General features: G+C 60.8%; 9 protein-coding genes and 2 pseudogenes. 4 read left to right on the forward strand and 7 right to left on the reverse strand.

Features of this window, described 5'->3' with window-relative positions:
• Positions 1-583 (reverse strand): ATP-binding cassette domain-containing protein (locus CK226_RS33600; RefSeq protein WP_143750394.1); only part of this gene is annotated, 583 nt, incomplete at its 3' end.
• A 347-nt stretch (positions 584-930) separates the two neighbouring features.
• On the opposite strand from CK226_RS33600, the gene CK226_RS33605 reads away from it, so the two are divergent.
• Positions 931-2,319, forward strand: a complete 1,389-nt coding sequence (locus CK226_RS33605; protein ID WP_095794084.1) for a PLP-dependent aminotransferase family protein — start codon at positions 931-933, stop codon at positions 2,317-2,319.
• A gap of 9 nt (positions 2,320-2,328) precedes the next feature.
• Positions 2,329-3,580: pseudogene (locus tag CK226_RS33610) on the forward strand (FAD-dependent oxidoreductase).
• Between the two features lie 160 nt (positions 3,581-3,740).
• On the opposite strand, the gene CK226_RS33615 reads toward CK226_RS33610, so the two are convergent.
• The 6 genes and pseudogenes from CK226_RS33615 to CK226_RS33650 all read right to left on the reverse strand — a co-directional run.
• Positions 3,741-5,918, reverse strand: coding sequence for a glycogen debranching N-terminal domain-containing protein (locus tag CK226_RS33615; protein WP_095794085.1), 2,178 nt, complete (start codon positions 5,916-5,918; stop codon positions 3,741-3,743).
• 206 nt (positions 5,919-6,124) lie between these two features.
• Complete coding sequence (locus tag CK226_RS33620; RefSeq protein WP_095789972.1) at positions 6,125-7,672, reverse strand: Do family serine endopeptidase; 1,548 nt, start codon at positions 7,670-7,672, stop codon at positions 6,125-6,127.
• Between the two features lie 1,283 nt (positions 7,673-8,955).
• Positions 8,956-9,321, reverse strand: a complete 366-nt coding sequence (locus tag CK226_RS33630; protein WP_095789970.1) for a low affinity iron permease family protein — start codon at positions 9,319-9,321, stop codon at positions 8,956-8,958.
• Positions 9,322-9,410: 89 nt separating this feature from the next.
• Positions 9,411-9,923, reverse strand: a complete 513-nt coding sequence (locus CK226_RS33635; protein WP_095789969.1) for a ferritin-like domain-containing protein — start codon at positions 9,921-9,923, stop codon at positions 9,411-9,413.
• Between the two features lie 1,645 nt (positions 9,924-11,568).
• Entirely contained in the window at positions 11,569-12,540 is a 972-nt protein-coding gene (locus CK226_RS33640) for an SDR family oxidoreductase (RefSeq protein WP_095794086.1), read from the reverse strand.
• 401 nt (positions 12,541-12,941) lie between these two features.
• A pseudogene (locus CK226_RS33650) lies at positions 12,942-13,256 on the reverse strand (integrase core domain-containing protein); the annotation flags it as partial.
• A gap of 464 nt (positions 13,257-13,720) precedes the next feature.
• On the opposite strand from CK226_RS33650, the gene CK226_RS33655 reads away from it, so the two are divergent.
• On the forward strand, positions 13,721-15,670 hold the full coding sequence (locus tag CK226_RS33655; RefSeq protein ID WP_095789967.1) for a PrkA family serine protein kinase: 1,950 nt from the start codon (positions 13,721-13,723) through the stop codon (positions 15,668-15,670).
• A gap of 19 nt (positions 15,671-15,689) precedes the next feature.
• Positions 15,690-17,000, forward strand: coding sequence for a YeaH/YhbH family protein (locus tag CK226_RS33660; protein WP_095789966.1), 1,311 nt, complete (start codon positions 15,690-15,692; stop codon positions 16,998-17,000).
• Positions 17,001-17,012: the final 12 nt, after the last annotated feature.

Raw genomic sequence — 17,012 nt, forward strand, 5'->3', positions numbered from 1 at the left:
TGGTGTGGATCTGCTTGATTTCGAGCTGCATGTGCTCGCGCAATTTCTTGTCGAGCGCGCCGAGCGGCTCGTCCATCAGCACCAGGCTCGGCTCGAACACCAGCGCGCGTGCCAGCGCCACGCGCTGCTGCTGTCCGCCGGAAAGCTGCGCCGGCCGGCGCTCGCCGAACTGCCTGAGCCGCACCATATCCAGCGCGCGGCCCACGCGAGTTGCGATGTCGGCCTTGCTGACCTGGCGAACGGAAAGGGGGAAGCCGACATTCTCCTCAACGGTCATGTGCGGAAACAGTGCGTAGTTCTGGAAAACCATGCCGATATTGCGTTGGTAGGGCGGCAGCCGGTCGACCGGCTGCCCTTCCAACGCGATCGTGCCATGCGTCGGCCGCTCGAAGCCGGCCAGCATATTGAGCGTCGTCGTTTTGCCGGAGCCGGAGGGGCCAAGCAACGTCAGGAATTCGCCGCGCGCCACGCTAAGGTTCATCCGCGTTACCGCGAAGGTCCGGCCGTCATAGGACTTCTCGACATCGGCGAATTCCACCAATCCCCGGCCGGCAGCGCCGGCTTGGGGGGCGGATGCCTCCATCGCGGGGGCGGCCGCCAGTGCCACCCGGCGGGCGCTCATTGCTCGCCGCTCCCGGCATTGCTGCCGATGCGGCCAATCGATTCGACATACGGCTTGTGATCCATGTCTCTGCCTCCCCGGAACGGCCTGCCTCCGGGCAGGTCGCTCGAACTTGTATGGTCACACAATTAACTCGAAATGGACCATAGATGTAGACAACTTTGTCCGTCAAGCCGATTTCTGTGGGGTTGTGTGATAACCTTTACAAGGTATCTTGCGGTCGCACACCAGACAAGCTCTATTGTACGGAGCATTGTCTTATGCTAGATGCGCCAGCAGTGAGACCTCAGCCGTAGTCGAATTCCCGCATGCTCCAAGATCTCCGCCTCGCCGAGGATGAAAGTCCGGTCTACCGCCGTCTTGCCGACGCGATCGCGGAACGCATTGCCGCCGGCACGCTGGCGGTCGGTGACCGTCTGCCGCCGCAGCGCGAGATCGCCCGGGCACTCGGCATCAACGTCACCACCGTGACACGAGCGCTGTCGACGTTGCAGGAGCAGGGTCTACTCGAAGCGCGGCCGGGGCGTGGCACCACCGTCGCCACCCGCGACGCCGCCGAAAGGCCCGGCTTCGTGTCGGCGCCGAGCGACCAGAGCGGCATCATCGACCTTTCTGTCAACCGGCCGGCCACGTCCGCCTATCTCGATGCTGTGGCGACACTGCTGCCGCGCCTGTCCAAGGACCGGCACTACGCCGCACTGCAGGATTACCACCCGCCGGAAGGCCCGCTGTGGGCGCGTGCTGCGATTGCCGACTGGCTGAAATCCGTCGCCGGCGATGGCGAACCCGGCCGCGTTGTGCTGGCCGCCGGCGCGCAGCATGGCCTCGACTGCGTGCTCGGCGCAGTCGCCAGGCAAGGCGAGGTGGTGCTGGCCGACGAGGTGACCTATCAGGGCATTAATGCGCTGTGCCGCGTGCACGGGCTGGATCTGCGAGGCGTCGCCATGGACCGCGGCGGGATGCGGCCCGAGGCCTTCGACGCTGCCTGCGCGCAATTGCGTCCGCGCGCGGTCTTCCTCGTGCCGACGCTGCACAACCCGACGACCATTACGCTGAGCGATGAGCGCCGGCACGAGCTCGCCGCAGTCGCCCGCCGCCACAATGTGCTGATCATCGAGGACGACGTCTACCGGCAGCTGGCCGACGATCCTCCGCCATCTTTCGCCAGTCTCGAGCCGGAGCTGACGATCCATCTCGGCGCGCTGTCAAAATGCCTGGCGCCTGGCCTGCGTCTCGGCTTCGTCATCGCTCCGCGTCCCATTGCTGGCCAGGTCGCGGCGGCGCTGCGTATCAATTGCTGGAGCATCAGCCCGCTGACGGCGCTGATCGGCGCCAGATTGATCGAGGAAGGCGCGGCAGCGCGCATCATCGAAATCCAGAAGCAGGAATTGCGCCAGCGCCAGGCCGTCTTAAGCGAAATCCTCGGGGGCTTCGACATCCAGAGCCATCCGACCTCGACCCATGCCTGGCTGCGTCTGCCTGAGCCCTGGCGTGGGGCCGGTTTCGCCCGCACCTGTCTCGAGCGGGGCGTGGCCGTTCTACCCGGCGACGCCTTCGCGGTCGGGCGCGAACCGGTGCAGCACGGCGTGCGCATCAATGTCGGCGCGGCGCGATCGCAGGACGATTTGCGCACGGCGCTTACCACGATGGCCGAATTGCTGGCCGCTGGCCATCTGCAACTGCCCGGCTTCGTCTAGGAATATCAGGTGGCGACAACCAGCAGCGTTGAAATCGCCGTTGTCGGCGCCGGCGTCGTCGGCCTGGCGACGGCGTTGCGGCTCGCCGGCGAAGGCCGCGAAGTCGTGCTCATCGATCCCAACGAGCCAGGTTCCGGCGCTTCGTTCGGCAATGCCGGAACGATCGCCGAATATGCCTGCATGCCGGTCGGCAACCCGGGCGTGCTGCGCGCGCTGCCGAAGCTGCTTCTTGATCCCGACAGTCCATTCGCATGGCGCTGGGCAGCACTTTTCCAGCTTGCGCCTTGGCTGGTCCGTTTTGTCAGGCAGTCGTTCCCCGAGCCCACCCGCGCCAACGCGCTGGCGCTCGCCGGGCTGCTGGCAGAAGCCCTTGCCGGCTTGGGAGGAAATGGTGCAGGAGGCTGGCCTGCAGGACCTGATGCGCCGCAATGGCTGCCTGTACATCTATCGGCATGAGAGCGATTTTGCCGGCGCGGCCGCCGGACGATCCTTGCGTGCGGAACTTGGCGTCCACCAGGAGGTCTTGACTGCCGAACAGGTGGCGGGCCTGGAGCCGCGGCTGGCGGACATCGAGGCCCGCGGTCTGTATTTCCCGGATTCGATCAATGTCAGCGATCCGAAAGCCATGCTGGCGCGGCTAGCCGCCGCCGCGACTGCCCGCGGCGTCCAATTGCTGCGAGCGAACGTGGCGAGCCTCTCGGCGGAGGCCAGCGGGGTTCGGCTGAGCGGCCCAGGGCTTGGCATCACCGCGCGGACGGTCGTGATCGCGGCTGGTGCCCGCTCGCGGGCACTTGCCACGCAGGCCGGCGATCGGATCCCGCTGGAAACCGAGCGCGGCTATCACCTGGAATTTCCCACCGACACGCCGCTCCTCAACCGACCCGTGTGTCCGATCGATCTGGGATTCTACATGACGCCGATGGACGGCAGGCTGCGCATTGCTGGTACGGTCGAGCTCGGGGGGCTAGTGGCGCCGCCAAATCCGCGCCGGCTGGCGCTGCTGGATCGCGGTGTGCGGCAATTCTTTCCCGAGCTTGGCCGGCCATCCTCCGAATGGCTGGGCTTCCGGCCGTCGCTGCCGGACTCGCGTCCGGTCATCGGCCGGTCCCGCCGTAGCCCAGGCGTCGTCCATGCGTTCGGCCACGGCCATCTAGGGCTGACGTTGGCGCCGATCACGGCGCGCCTTGTCGCCGACCTGATCGCCGGGCGAGGCGATCCCGTGTATTATCAAGCTTTTGCGCCAGACCGATTCAGCGTATGAAGTGAGGTTTACGCGCCCCCGTCTGCTCTTTGGCCTCGTAATCGCCCCGGCGCGGCACACTTAGGAAGCCGATCAACCCTATCGGGCTGATGCTTTTACTTGGGGTCAGTGGTTTTAGGAATCTTTTTCCAAAACCACTGCGCACTTTGAAGGATATGCATTAGGTCGCATGGCAGATGCCTGACAGGCTCGGGCCTGTCGCGGAACTGCGCGTTGCCACCAGCGAAGCATCCCCATCGCATACTTCCCAACGCGTGTGAGCGCCAGCGCGCCAAAACCGAAGGTGGAGAAGGTTCTTCCCCAGTCGCAGATCCCTTAAGGTCATCTCGGGCATCCAGTCGGGCAGTTTCGGGTCGATGTACAACCTCCCGTTCGCAGCGTCCGGTTGGATCCCGCCGATCGCCTGTAGAAAGGAGAAGCATGAGCCTGCAGCCCATGCCTGCGGAACGTTCGCCCTCTTGTACTGGACTGGAAACGTCGTAGGCGTCCGCGTCGCCCCGGCGTAAAGTTCGGGCATGCGATGCTGCATGAAGTAGCTCGCTGCACCGCTCACGTCTCCGGCGATACGAGCAGCTTCTTTGAAAAATCCATAGCGCCGAAAACCGAGCGCGATCAGCCCGTTGTCATGGGGCCAGACGGAGCCTCTTTGATAAGAATGCGGATTATAGGCTCGATGTTCGGCCGAAAGCGTCCGGATGCCCCAGCCGCTCCACATGTCGGGCATCATCAATCTCTGCACCACCCTGGCGGCCCGCTCGGGTGCGACAATACCGGACCAAAGACAATGACCGGGATTGGAGGTGACGCTCAGAACCGGTTTCTTCTTCCCATCCAACGCGAAGGCATAGAAACCCGACGCCTGATCCCAGAACACGTCGTTGAACCGTTCGAACAACGTTTTGGCCTTGGCCCTAAGCTGCCTGGCGCGATCATGGTCGCCTCTGGCATCGTAGATTTCAGCCATGCGCTGCCAGGCATCGTAGACATAGCCCTGCAACTCGCAAAGAGCCTTCGGTCCCTTGACCGGAGTGCCGTCGGGATAGACGACGGCATCGTCGGCGTCCTTCCAGCTTTGGTTCTCGTAGCCTGCGTTTGAGCGCGTTCCATATTCCTGGAACCCATCGCCGTCGCGATCGCCATAGCGATCGATCCAATCCAGGCACCTCTCGGCGGTTTCGATGTGCCGCTCTATCAAACTGTCATCCCCCGTACAGCGCCAAGCGTTGTGAAGCACAATCAGATAGAGGGGCGTTGCGTCGGCAGTGCCATAATAGGGTGTATGTGGAATGAGATTGAAATGTGCGAGTTCGCCGGTACGAAGCTCATGCATGATCTTGCCCGGCTCCGCATCCCGATAGTCGTCCAGTGAGGTGGCCTGGAAGCGAGCTAGAACATCCAGGGCACCTCGCGCGAAATCAGGATAAACAATGGCATTCTGAAGCGAGACGATCAGACTGTCGCGACCAAACAGCCCGATGAACCAAGGCAAACCGGCGGCCGGAACATACTCGAGCTGGTCCGTGCCTTCGATCGGCAGTCGAAGTGCCGCCATGTCTTCGATCGCCTGATTGTAGAGCTGCTGGAATTCGCCATTCGGGGTGCTCAGCTTGCATACCATGCTGCGCCAGGCGGAGACCCGTTTTGCGGCTTTCGAACCCAAGCAGTTGTCGACGCAAGCGCGTGGAGCACGAGACCTCTTCCTGCCTTGCCCAAAGTCGTAGAGCAGGCAAGCATGCCAGGTCGCGCCAGGGTCGAGCTTGACGTCGAAAGATACCCTCCCGTTGGCATAGACAGGCTTCGTTGGAGTTCTGTGTACCGTGATGGTGATAGCCCGTCTGAAATCCTGGTTGATGTAGGACGTGCGAAGGCGCGCGCTTCCGGGCGTCCATTTCGTGGCGATCCGACCACGGCGAACAACTGAGTCGGCCTCGACTTCGAAGAGATCGGCGAAGTCACAACGTATGCCGACCTCCAGATTGAATTGCACCGAATCTGTCCCGTGATTCACCAGGTCAAAGTCTTCATGCAACCCACCGTGACCCAGAGCCCGACCGAGGGTCAGCCCCAGATCACCGGCCTCTACTGGACCGGTTTCGGTCTTGAAGGGCCGATTTACGAGATAGATCTTGGCGGCGAAGTGGGTGATGTTCCCGGAGTTGAGCAGATCCCAAGGCTCTCCGTTGGCATAGAGCTGCCAACTGGAAACCAGGCGGGTATCCGAGGCATACAGACCTTGGTGTGTGGGCCAGGTGATCTGGCCATCCTGATCGGTGACCAAGAAGCCAAAGCCGTCGTTGAGTGCCAACCGCGGCGGTCCGATCGCAATTTCCAGGCTCATGTTCGAGGTGCCTCTTTCTCGGCCAGAACAGCGGTACTGGCAGGGTAGGTGGGCCAGGCAAAAAGCACTCCGCACTCAACGGTGAGGGTTGCTCACGGCCCTCCGCCCTCCAAGAAACCCACCCTTCCGGTGCGCCGGCTCCGAGGAACCGGCGCACCGGAAGGTCAAACTGTCTCCAAAACTGATCCCCAGTTGTGGAACCAGGGTCAGCCCTTGGCAACAGGCAGGGCGACAAAGCGGTTGCTATCGTTGCGGGTGATCTGCATCAGCACTGCCTTGCGCCCGGACTTCATCGCATCGGCCATCGCCTTGGTGACGTCGTCGGTGCTGTTCACCGCGGCCGAATTGATCGTGGTGATGACATCGCCGGGCTGGACGCCGCGGTCGGCAGCGGCCCCGTCGGGATCGACATCGGTGACCACCAAGCCCTTGCCATCATCCGACTTGGTGACGGTGAGGCCCAGATCGGTCAACGTCTCAGCCTTGGCGGCGGGGGCCACCTGCTTGCTGTTGTCGTCCGAGGCCTGCTTGTTGCTCGAAGGCAGCGTGCCGAGATCGACCTTGACCGTCTCGTTCTTGCCGTTGCGCCAGACGGTGACGTCGACCGACTTGCCGGGCGCATAGGCGCCGATCATGCGGGCGAGTTCCTTCGGCGACGCGACGTCCTTGCCGTCGACCTGGGTGATCACGTCGCCAGCCGTGATGCCGGCCTTCTTGCCAGGACCGGCGTCCTGGGCGCTGGATACCAGCGCACCCTTGCCAGATTTCAGACCGAGCGACTCGCCGATGTCCTTGGTGACCGGCTGGATCTCAACGCCGAGCCAGCCACGCTGGACGGAGCCGTTCTTCATCAGGTCCTGGACGACTTGCTTGGCGGTCGAGGCCGGGATGTCGAAGGCGATGCCGACACTGCCGCCCGAGGGCGAGAAGATGGCGGTGTTGATGCCGACCACCTGGCCGTTGAGGTCGAAGGTCGGGCCGCCCGAATTTCCGCGGTTGACCGGGGCGTCTATCTGGATGAAGTCGTCATAGGGACCGGCCCCAATGTCGCGGCCGCGAGCCGAGACGATGCCTGCGGTGACGGTGCCGCCTAGGCCGAACGGATTGCCTACGGCGACCACCCAGTCGCCGATGCGGATTTTGGAGTCGTCGGCGAAGTCGACATAGGTGAACTTGTTGCCGCCGCCGTCGACCTTCAGTACGGCCAGATCGGTGCGCGGGTCTGCGCCGATGAGCTTGGCGTCCAATTCTTTGCCATCGTCGGTGACTACGCTGAAGTCAGAGCCTTCCGACACGACGTGGTTGTTGGTGACCAGATAGCCATCCTCGGAGATGAAGAAGCCGGACCCCTGAGCGATCGGGCGCGGCTCGCCATGGTCGCGATGGTCGAAAGGCCGCATGCCGAATTGCTGGCCTCCCTGGCCGCCAAAGCCGCGGAACTCCTTGAAGAAGCGTCGCAGTTGCGGATTGTCGGGAAGATTGTCCATTCCCTCGGAACCCCAGTCGGAGCCATTGTCGGCCGTCGGCTGAATCTTGGCCTTGACCCTGACACTAACCACGGCAGGCGAAACGCGTTCCACGAGATCGGCGAAGCCGGGGACCTGCGCGGTCTGGACGTGTACGGCATCGGCCAGAACGGGTGCTGTACCCGTGGCAAGGGCGCCTAAGCCGATCGCCCCGGTAATAGCCAGGGAAGCAGCGGTAGCCATCAAGCGTTTGCGGGTGCTGGAAGATACACTGGAGAAGGTTTTCATGATTTCGCATCCTCTATCAATAACCTCGCCCTGAAAGGGCGTCGTGCTGAAAAGAATAGAGAGGCGCACATTACGACGTCATTGCCATTGCATGAATATTTCGTAACGTTGGCTGAATAATCTATCCAGGCGTTCCCTTGAGATGATCGCATGCTGACGACTGCCGCGACGGTCGGAATCTTCCATTGCTGAGTTGCTTCCCGTGCTCGAATGTGAATAGCAACAGAAGTGCTGCGATCATGCCGTGGCCGCGTTTGCCGCGTGGCTGCGTCGGACTCCAGCCCGGTGTGCTGTCGACGAGCGCTACATCCTGGCAGCGACCCTCCTGTTGAAACCAGCCAGGATCTGCTCGGCCAAACGGGCATAGTTGCCATCAAAGTGATAGTCGCCGCTTGTCTTGATCACCTCGACACCTCTCGAGGAGAGCGCGTCGCAGAATGATGCCAGCGGCCAAGCTCTCCTCTTCGAGAATATCGGCGACATCACCGACCCTGACCCCCGAGTTGGTGTGAGCCCTCGCCAGTTCCCGTGCCTTGGATCGCGTCTGCGATCTCGCCCGGGTGAGTGCCGGCAGAGAATTTCTCCCGAATACCGCAGCCTTTACCCCAAATTTGGCAGACATTCGGCCTACCTGTTATCTCGCAGCTTTGGCAGGTTCTAATTTGAAGCTCGCCCGTCATCAGCGCCAGCTGGTGAATCGTTTGCTGGCCGCTTCTGCTCAATCCAATCGCGCCAGTGGGTCGGGTGAATATCGACTGGAACCCCGATGATGGCATTCCTCCATCCCATTTCGGTTCGCTCACACGGAAACACAAGCGAGTGCGCGCCTTCTTCGTCCAGAACTGCCAGTTCCAGAATCCGTGAAAATGGTGCGGTGACGATTGGCTGCCACATGTTCGCAGAATGTGCCGAATTCTTGCGCCGGCTTTGATTCCGATCAATCGCGACAGACGTTCCGCGGGACATGGGCGATCTGCGGAACGCTTCCCTCACGGGTGAGTGCCGTCGTTGAGGCCTCGATTGGATGCCCTACCCGATGTCACCCTTAACGAGTCGGCCCAAGCCTTCCGGCAGTTGATCATTTCGGAAGACTACCGTCGAACCTTGCGCAAGCGGCTATCGGACCGTGGCCGATCCGTGGTCCGATTGGCGGTGTCGTCACACCGCATGCTTAAGCAATTCCGGGAAAAGTGTGAACCGGTCCTCCGTCCGGAATTGGGTCAAGACAAAGATAGAGCGGTTCGGCGATTCCGTGAGTTTCCGTGAAACGCCGAAAACCGCTCTTAGGCCCTGGCCACACGCTTTCTCTTTGCTTCGGCGCAGCGGGCCCGGAACTCGTCGACCTCGGCCTCCGTGAGGTGCTCGATACCGATAAAGTCGTTCTTGGCTCGGCCCGAACGGATCAGCTCGTCGAGCTTGGCCTGAATGGCCGCCCCGTCGCGGTTCTGGGTGTTCTGGATCAGGAACACCATCAGGAACGTGATGATCGTGGTGCCGGTGTTGATGACGAGCTGCCAGGTTTCGGAATAATGAAAAACCGGCCCGGTTGCTGCCCAGATCAGAACCGAGACCAGGCAAAGGGCGAAAGCCCAAGGCCTGCCGGTGGCGTGCGCGACGGCCTCCGCCATACGGTTGAATGCTTTTTCCATACCATGATCTCGATTGCAGGCGTGAGCTCCAAGGATGTGAATGTCGGGGCTCGGGGACGACAGAGTTGAGGGGAGACTCCGCCTCCGCCCTAGGCCGCTTCGGCGGCGACGTTGACGGCGGATTCGGCAAGCTCGGTGAGCACGGCGTCCGTCTCTTTCTCCTCGCCCAGCGTCTTGTCGAGAAGATTGACTGCCTCGGTAAGACCGAGCTCGGAGGCCCAGGTTCTGAGCGTGCCATAGCGCGAGATTTCATAGTGCTCGACCGCTTGCGCCGCCGCCAGCAAGCCGGCATCGAGCGACGGCGAGCCCTTGTATTCTTCCATGATCTCGGCGCCTTCCTCTGCAATGCCCACAATGGCGGCGCACGTCTTGCCGACCGGCTTCTTCTCGATCACCTCGAACACCTCCTCGAGGCGTGCGACATGCTCCTCGGTCTGGCCGCGATGCTTTTCGAAGGCAGCCTTTAGGTCATTGCTTTGCGCCGCCTTGGCCATCTTGGGAAGCATCGCCAGAATCTTCTTCTCAGCGAAATAGATGTCCTTCAACGTGTCGTGAAAAAGTTCATTCAGGCCCTTCTTCGAGGCCGTTTTCGTGGTCGCCATGTCTCGAATCTCCTGGTGGGTTGGTCAGCCTCAACTCGATGCGAGACGACTTGTTCCTAAAAGAATTCAGCCATGGGAAAGGCCGAAAACCATCATTTGTTATTGACTACGATCGACCGTCATTTCGGCTGAGGTCTGGCGCGGGGGAAGGAATACTGCTGGCGTTTGTCGAAGTATTCATCCGGTTCCGAAAGCCGATTCATCTGAGGTGCGACGTCATTTTCCGACGGGCGACGCTCTCGGTCAGGGGCGGCGTTTGGGCGGATGCTTTTTCGTCCCCCCCGGTCTCAATATCTGGCATGCCTTAATAGGCTAGCGCCTTCGCGAGCGCGGCCTCGATGCGCACGGCGATGGCACCATCGGGAAGTCCCATTGGCGAGAAAATTTGACAGTGCCTATGTCGATTTCCCGCTGTCTTGATGCTTTGGATCATACCGTTCAACGAGTTACAGCGATGCTTGGACCAGGCTTACTGTTCCCGTCGGCATCGGGAGGAATATTGACGAGAGATAGGTGGCCGGTAAGGCAATCCTTTTGCCCGTTTGCCGTGCAGATCGACAGTTGAGGAGATGATTTGACAGAAGGTGACGAAATCCAGGTCCCATACACAACTGCGACGACGGCTCTTGGATACTGACCTCGTAGGCAAGCCACTCGGCTTATGCTTACGAAAGCCAGATCAACAGACGGTTACCCACTTGGGCAGGCAGAGTGGTGAATTGGTCGAACACCAGCCATTGATCAGTCGGATCTTAATGACGACGAACCTCATTCCCGTGCATCCTTATGTTAGTGAGTTCCTAACTTACGCCTGGGTCCGGAAGTTCCTGCAATCAAATTATTCGGAGGAGTGGCCCTAGGTGTGCTCGCTGTGCGGGAAAAGAGGTGCGCCTAGAGCAAAATCGGCAACCGACGGCTGCGGGCGGGGGGCACGGGGTGTGCCGTCGGTCACCAGGGAAAGGGGCCATCGAATCAATGAAATGCTTAGGCCCTGTCTTCCATTAGCATGAAACCTGCCGGCTCTAAATCTCAATTGATTATCGGGAACTGGCCCCCGCAACCAAGGTCGAGTGTTTCAACGGGTTCAAAAACGATCCAGACAAGCCAGTTCTCATTCCAAATATCTACCGATTTCTCAGCTGCCGGAAATCAGCCAAGCCTGGCTGAGCCGAACTTACCAATTGGCCAGGACACTTGTGGCATCAGACGTCCCGCGAGGCCGAGATGGGTGTTTTCGTGGATCTCATATTGCCGGGTGACTAGAAAGGCTCATCGAAGCAGCAGCGTTCTCACGGGTGTCACTTGTCACTCCTAAATCCCTGATCCGCGTGGACAGCCATTGCGGCCACGTGATCGAACATCTTTTTTCAGATGCTTGCTCATGAGCACTGTGTGGTCTTCGGAGCCTCCCTGGAATCGTAGACGAAGCCTTCGATGGCTCCCCGGAACTGCTTCACGGCGGCGCTTGGGGTAGTTCCAGCGAGATGGACATAGTTGCTAGCCAAGAACAGGCCAGCGCGTGAAAGGCGTGCTCAAGAGCCATCCGTCGCCAAGGCTATGAAGTACATATCACCGACTTTTCGCCGGGTCGCTGCCTGCCACATCGACCGACCACTGCCGATCAGTCGAGGCAATCGCCTCTCTGTCAATATCCGCCGACGACCGGCAGTATCTCGCCGGTGATGTAGCTCGAGCAATGTGGCGAGGCGAGAAACACATAGGCCGGTGCGAGTTCTTCCGGCTGCGCCGGCCGCTTCATCGGTGTGTCCGCGCCGAACTTTGAAACGTCACCGGCCTCCTTGTCCGAAGGGTTGAGCGGGGTCCATACCGGACCCGGTGCAACCGCGTTCACCCGGATGCCCTTGCCGAGAAGATTGCCGGAAAGGGCGCGGGTGAAGGCATGGATGCCGCCCTTGGTCATGGAGTAGTCGACCAGCGCCTTCGACCCGTCTATGCCGGTGACCGAACCGGTGTTGATGATGGCCGAGCCCGGCTTCATATGCGGCACGGCTTCCTGTGCCATATGGAAATAGCCGTAGAGGTTGGTCTTCAGCGTCGTGTCGAAATGCTCTTCGGTCAGTTCTGCGAACTCGCTTGAATGAATCTGGAATGCCGCATTGTTGACCAGCACGTCGATGCGGCCGAATGCCTTGACCGTTTGCGCCACCGCGTTGCGGCATTCGTCGCGTTCGCTGACGTCGGCCTTCACCAGGATACAGCGCCGTCCCTCCGCCTCGACGGCGGACTTTGTCGCCCTGGCGTCCCTGTCCTCGGCCAGATAGACGATCGCAATGTCGGCGCCCTCGCGGGCGAACAGAACCGACACCGAACGGCCGATGCCGGAATCGCCGCCGGTGATCAGGGCCACTTTGCCGTCGAGCTTTTTTGATCCGAGATAGTAAGGCGCGTCGTAAAGCGGGGCCGGCTCGATCGCCCACTCTTTCCCAGGCTTTGGCTGGTGCTGCTCCGGGAAGGGCGGCTCCGGATATTGTCTGGCACCCGCTTGCATGGCGCCTTGTTGTTTGGCTTTGGATTTCGATTTGTCCTTGGCATCGATGTTGCGCTGGATGTGACGCTGCTTGGCCGCCTTGCCGGCGATTTCCGATTTCATCTGCATGACTGTCTCCTGATCTGGAGAACGAACAACGCCCATCATACAAAAAGGTTTAAATCGTTTACGTTATTCCTTTGGAGTTCGCCGGGTCGTCAGCGCCCTGTTCCTATTACGAACAACAAGCAGTCGCGGGTCAGTTTCCCGGAGCGCTGCCTGGATTCGGGAACCCGACGGCGGGGCACAAGCGACCTTGTTTCCGCATTTTTCGGACCCAAGCGCGCCATTGCTCTCACATAGCTTCTGGCACCAACAGGACGCCTCGAAGCGTTTCTCCCGGGCAGCCGGTCGGGCTGTGCCGGAGGAATACATCATGGGTTTGGCCACGATCCTCATCATTATCTTGATCCTCGATGCCGGGCGCTCTCAGTGGTCTGGGAGGCGGTCCGTTCTACGGGACCGGCTAACTAGGTGTTTAGTCCCGGCATTTGCTGGAGCGGATTAAGCCTGAAGCGTTCGGGCTGTGTGGCCCACGCTTTGCAGATGAACTCGTAGGATGTGAGACCATTGAGGGTCTTGAGCCTACGAGCAAAGTTGTAGGCCGAGACGAAGTCGGCGAGGTGCTGACGGAGCTGATCGTGGCCCTCCTAGTAGAAGCGCTTGACGGTAGCGTCCTTGATGGTCCGGTTCATTCTCTCGACCTGGCCGTTGGTCCACGGGTGCTTGGCCTTGGTGGTGCGATGCTCGATGTCGTTCCTGGCGCAGGCGAGCTCGAAGGCATGGGCACGGAAGAGCTCGCCGTTTGCGATCGCCTCCTTGATCAGCGGGACAGGCTTCCGACCCCTTCGCACTGACCACACGCGGCCAGTACACAGACGTTACAGCCGGCAAAGGGTGGCGAGGTCCTCATCGCGACACAGTGGGATGGCCAATCGAAGGTCGCGGACAATTGTCGAAGGGCGCGCGTTTGCAGCTCTGCCTGGCACAACGCCTCTTGGCGCGCATCTATCGGCCCACCCGTTCGATCATGACTTCGGCGCGGGTTGCGTGCTGGCACTGGCGCAGAAGCGATGGTCTCGCCACGCTGACAGGTGTTGGTAGCACCAGAGCATTTTTCGACGCAGTCGGCGTCTGCCGCGGTGGTGCCGGATTGCATGCACTCTCCTTCCCGTGAAGGGAACCACAATGCATTCCGGTAGTTAAATAGGCGGATGAGCCGATTGGCAGCCTGTCGAGGCAAGGCATCATGCGCGAGAATCAATCAGACGTCTTCGATCTGTTTTCGGAGATTTATTCCAACGCGGCCCAGGAAGAGATCAGCCTCCAGCAATATCTGTTAGCCTGCCGCGAGGACAAATCCATGTATGCCTCGGCCCCGGAACGCATGGTCGAGGCAATCGGCGAGCCAAACCTGGTTGATACCAGCAAGGACGAGCGGCTCGGCCGCATTTTCTCCAACCGCACCGTCAAAGTGTATCCCTCCTTTTCCGACTTCTACGGAATGGAAGACACGATCGAGCGCATAGCCGGATATTTCCGCTACGCCTCGCAAGGCCTCGAGGAGCGCAAGCAAATCCTCTATCTCCTAGGCCCGGTCGGCGGCGGCAAATCCTCGCTCGCCGAACGGCTGAAGAAGCTGATGGAGCAGCGCCCGATCTACACGCTCAAGGTCGGCAACCAGATCAGCCCGGTCTTCGAATCGCCGCTCGGCCTTTTCCATCCCGACCGCATGGGCGATCTGCTGGAAGACAAATACGGCATAGCTCGCCGCCGCCTGAACGGACTGATCTCGCCCTGGGCGGCCAAGCGCCTGGACGAACTGTCCGGTGACATCTCGAAATTCAGCGTCGTCAAGCTGTTGCCGTCACGGCTCCGCCAAATTTCCATAGCCAAGACGGAGCCCGGCGACGAGAACAATCAGGACGTCTCGGCCCTGGTCGGCAAGGTCGACATCAGGCAGCTGGAGAACTTCAGCCAGTCCGATCCGGATGCCTATTCCTACAGCGGCGGCCTGAACCGGACGACGCAGGGCCTGCTCGAATTCGTCGAGATGTTCAAGGCGCCCATCAAGGTGCTGCACCCGCTGCTGACGGCGACCCAGGAAGGCAGCTACAACGGCACCGAGAATTTCGGCTCCTTCCCCTACCAAGGCATCGTCGTTGCCCATTCCAACGAATCGGAATGGCAGCAATTCAAGAACAACAAGAACAATGAGGCCTTCCTCGACCGCATTCTCGTGGTCAAGGTTCCCTATTGCCTTCGCGTCACCGAAGAAAGGCAGATCTACGAGAAGCTGCTGCGCGAAAGCGCACTGGCAAACAGCCCCTGCGCGCCCGAGGTGCTGGACATTCTCAGCCGCTTCACCGTCTCGACCCGGCTTGCCGAGCACGACAATTCGCCGCTCTACACCAAGATGCGCGCCTATGACGGCGAGAACCTCAAGGAGATCGACCCGAAGGCCAAGTCGGTCCAGGAATATCGTGATGCCGCGGGCGTCGACGAAGGCATGACCGGTGTCAGCACGCGCTTCGCCTTCAAGATCCTGTCGCAGACCTTCAACTACGACACCAAGGAGGTCGCCGCCGACCCCGTGCACCTGATGTACATCCTCGAGGAGGCGATCAAGCGCGAGCAATTCCCGAAGGACACGGAAACTGCCTATCTCGAGTTCATCAAGTCGGAACTCGCGACGCGCTATGCCGAGTTCATTGGTCATGAGATCCAGAAAGCCTATCTGGAATCCTATAGCGAATATGGTCAGAACCTTTTTGACCGCTACATCGCCTACGCCGATGCCTGGATCGAGGATCAGGACTACAAGGATCCCGATACGGGGCAGATCCTCAATCGCGAGGTCCTGGACAAGGAATTGTCGCAGGTCGAGAAACCCGCCGGCATCGCCAATCCCAAGGATTTCCGCAACGAAGTTGTCAAATTCACCTTGCGCGCCCGCGCGCGCAACGAAGGCCGCAACCCGTCCTGGACGAGTTATGAAAAGCTTCGCGAGGTCATCGAAAAGCGCATGTTCGGCCAAGTCGAGGACCTTCTGCCGGTGATCAGCTTCGGCTCCAAGCAGGACAGCGTCACGGAGAAGCGGCACAACGAATTCGTGCAGCGGATGGTGGAGCGCGGCTATACCCAGCGGCAGGTCCGCCGGCTGGTCGACTGGTACATGCGCGTGAACAAGGCGGGTTGAGCGACGCCCGAACGGTGCCATGCCGATCTTCATCGACCGCCGCCTGAATCCGAAGGACAAGAGCCTTGGCAATCGCCAGCGCTTTCTCAGACGCGCGCGCGAAGAGCTCAAGCGCAGCATCCGCGACAAGGTCCGCACCGGCGGCATCGCCGAACTGGGCCGCGAGCATGCGGTGCCGATCCCTCGCAAAGGCACCGGCGAACCGACCTTCGGCGACGACAAGGAAAGCGGCCGGCGTCAGCACATCCTGCCCGGCAACCGGACATTCAGCTCTGGTGATCTTATCGCCAGGCCGGGCGGCGGCGGCGGCTACGGATCGGCGCCGGGTACCGCCGAATCCGAAGACGACTTTCGTTTCGTGCTGTCGCGCGAGGAAGTGCTCGACCTTTTCTTCGAGGATCTCGAGCTTCCGGATCTGGTCAAGCTCAACCTCAAGCAGGTACTGAGCTTCAGGCCGAGACGGGCAGGTTTCACGGCAAGCGGGGCGCCGACCAACATAAATGTCGGACGCACAATGCGAAACAGCCACGGGCGGCGCATCGCGCTCAGACGCCCCAAACAGGCGGAGCTCGACGCGATCGTCCACCACATTGCCGAGCTGGAAGCCAAGCCGGCAAGCGCCCTGGTGCGCGAACGCATCGCCGCCCTGCGCGAGGCACTAGATCGGCTCGAGCGCCGGCGCAAGCGAATTGCCTATGTCGATCCGGTCGACATCCGTTTCAATCGCTTCGATCCCCAGCCTGTGCCCAATGCGAACGCGGTCATGTTCTGCCTGATGGACGTCTCGGGATCGATGGGAGAGCGCGAGAAGGATCTGGCCAAACGCTTCTTTGTGCTACTGCACCTTTTCCTGACCCGGCGCTATGAACGCACCGACATTGTCTTCATTCGCCACACCCACGAGGCCCAGGAGGTGGACGAACATACCTTCTTCTACCACACTGAAAGCGGCGGGACCGTCGTCTCCACCGCCCTTGAGGAAATGCACCGCATCATCGAGCAGCGATATCCGGTCGCCGAATGGAACATCTATGCCGCCCAGGCCTCCGACGGCGACAACTTCGCCGCCGATTCCGAGCGCTGCATAGAGCTGCTCGACCGCAAGCTCATGCGGCTTTGCCAATATTTCGCCTATGTGGAAATCATCGACGAGCGGGAAAGCCACATTTTCGGCGCGACCGAGAACGGGACATCGCTCTGGCGCGCCTATAACGCCGTCGACGGCAAATGGCCGAACTTCCAGATGAGGCGCATTGCCTCCCCGGCCGACATTTATCCGGTTTTCCGCCAACTCTTCGCCAAGCAGCCTGATCTACGCAAGAGCGCGTGAGGGACTTCGGCA

It is taken from the genome of Mesorhizobium sp. WSM4311, assembly GCF_002295115.1.
Taxonomy (GTDB): Bacteria; Pseudomonadota; Alphaproteobacteria; order Rhizobiales; family Rhizobiaceae; genus Mesorhizobium.